The 2,209-nt window shown below is 69.9% G+C and carries 2 protein-coding genes; one reads left to right on the top strand and one right to left on the bottom strand.

Annotated elements, in window-relative coordinates:
- Positions 1 to 349, top strand: a 349-nt coding sequence (locus U9980_RS19920; protein WP_322769303.1) for a polyprenyl synthetase family protein, incomplete at its 5' end; no start/stop codon positions are given.
- 109 nt (positions 350 to 458) lie between these two features.
- Here the strand turns inward: U9980_RS19920 and U9980_RS19925 are convergent.
- Entirely contained in the window at positions 459 to 1,679 is a 1,221-nt protein-coding gene (locus tag U9980_RS19925; protein WP_322769304.1) for a hypothetical protein, read from the bottom strand.
- Between the last annotated feature and the right edge of the window lie 530 nt (positions 1,680 to 2,209).

Raw genomic sequence — 2,209 nt, forward strand, 5'->3', positions numbered from 1 at the left:
GCTTTCCGATGACCTGATTGACGTGGCCTCGGACGAGGCTGCCTCGGGCAAGACGCCCGGCACCGACCTGCGTGAGGGGATCCCCACGCTACCGGTGCTGTATGCGCTGCAGGAGGACGATGCCGCAGCGGAGCGGCTGCGCAGCCTGATGGCGGACGGGTTCGCCGCAGAGGGGGCCCTCGCAGAGGCGCTGGATCTGCTGCGTGGCCATCGGGCCATGCGGCGGGCTCGTGCCGAGGTGGCGCGTTGGGCGAGCGATGCGCGTGACTGTCTGGCCTCTTTGGAGAACGGACCGGCCAGGGGCGCCCTGGAGGCACTTGCCGACTTTGTTGTGGACCGTACCGGGTGATGCGGACGGACCGGGTGGTCCCGGCGCTCGCTCTTACAACAGGTTTTCCGAGCGAGCGCCCACTCGGGGATGTAGCGAGGTCCGAGTGGGCGGCCCGCGGTACGAATCGCTATCGGCTGTGCGGCCAGACCGGCGCGATATCGCGGAGTTCCACCACGCTGTTGACAAGATCTCCGAGTGGAATGCTGGAAGTCGTCGGAACGGGAACGGCGATGGCTGGGCCGGAGGACGCCTGTCCGCCCGCTGGCACGCCGGTACCTGACGCCGGTGCCGCTGCCGGTGCCGGTGCCGTGCCGGCAGCGCCGCCGCCGGTCTGCGCGACCGCGCCGGTTGGCGGGGTGCCGGGCAGGGGCGCGACGGTTGGCGGCACGGCGGTCGGGGGCGACGTGCTCGTCGGCGGGTTTGCGGAGAGCGCAGCAGAGGTCGCCGGGCCTGGCGCGGGCGCGGCCGGATCGTTCCCGGTGGCTGTTACCCGCTCGGTACCGGCCGGCCCGTTGGATGCCCCGTCCGTGGATGGTGCGGTGGCGCCGGGCTCTGCCGGGAGCGCGGGCGCGCCGGCTGGAATGCCGGTGCCGGTGACTGGACCGCTTGCCGGGATGCCCACTTGCGGTCCGCCGGCATCGTTGGGCGCCGTGGCCGGATCGCTGCCCGTGGCGGTCCGTCCGGAAAGGGTCGATCTGCTTCGGGTGCCCGGGGGCACGAGCCGTGCCGGCGGCTGACCGGTGTCGCTGGACCCCTGGGTGGTGACGGGTTCGGTGAACGAGACCCCTGCACCGATCCCCATGCTGGGTGCGGATCCCGTGGTGGCGGTATCACCTGCCGGGGTGTCAGTGCCACCCGACAGGGCCAGGCCGGTCAGTATCGCGGAGATGCCGGCCAACGATGCTGTGCCGGCGACGACCAGGCGAGAGCGCCCCTGCTTGGTGGCGACCCGCCGGTGCGCGCCGCGTGAGCGGGTGCCACGCGATTGGGCACTGCCGTGGCTGCCTGAAGCCGGTAGGTCTGAGGCAGACACGGCACTCCACTCTTCGGTGCTGCCCGTCGGCCAGGACCGGTGCTGGGCCACGGTGGTGAAACCAGGCAGTGTGCTCTGAGCGGCTCGGGCTGTGGTGCTCACCGAGAGAGGGCCGGTTACCGTGTCCAGTTCACCGGAATCGAACAGTTGCTGGCGGGGGAGGAACATCGCCCCCGCCAGCCTGGGTGTCCGCTGCGTCCCGCCCGCGGACCTGGTGATTGCCGGGCTGATGGTCGGGTGACCATGGTCGGGATCCGGTCGGCGTGGATTGCCGATCGCCTGTAGTGAATGCCGGCCAGCGGAGTGGTTACCCACGGCCCACCTCGAATCCTGTATCGGGCGCGATCTGGGGACACATCCGCGTTGTTCGGGATTGCCTGCGACGGGACGGTTCGTCCTGCACTGCTCCTCCGGATCGGTAGCTGATGGTAGCCCCCCGAACCCCACCGCCCGCCTGACTGATCCAGATTGATCCTGGTTGATCCAGAAAGGCGGATTCGGGATGCCAGCTGTTCTATGACCTTACCCTGCCGGTTGTAGGCATCACAGCGAGAGTCGGACAATTTTGCACCAAAGGTGCCATCTGGACGCAACGCAAGCACGCTTCACGATCACAGCAATGTGCGCCCGAAGCGCCCGAAGCGCCCGAAGCGCCCGAAGCGCCCGAAGCAGCGGAGCCCGGGACCGGCCGCAGTGCTCAGGTCGACGGCCGCCTACCGTGGCGAGGCGGGGGATCCGGGCCTGCGGGTGGTCAGACGCATCCGGCCCGTCGGATGCCGACGGGCCGGATGGTGTCAGGTGGTCGCCTATATCAACGGCCCTGGCCTGTCAGGGATCCCCGTGCG

The organism is Protofrankia sp. Cr1 (assembly GCF_963555865.1).
Taxonomy (GTDB): domain Bacteria; phylum Actinomycetota; class Actinomycetes; order Frankiales; family Frankiaceae; genus Protofrankia.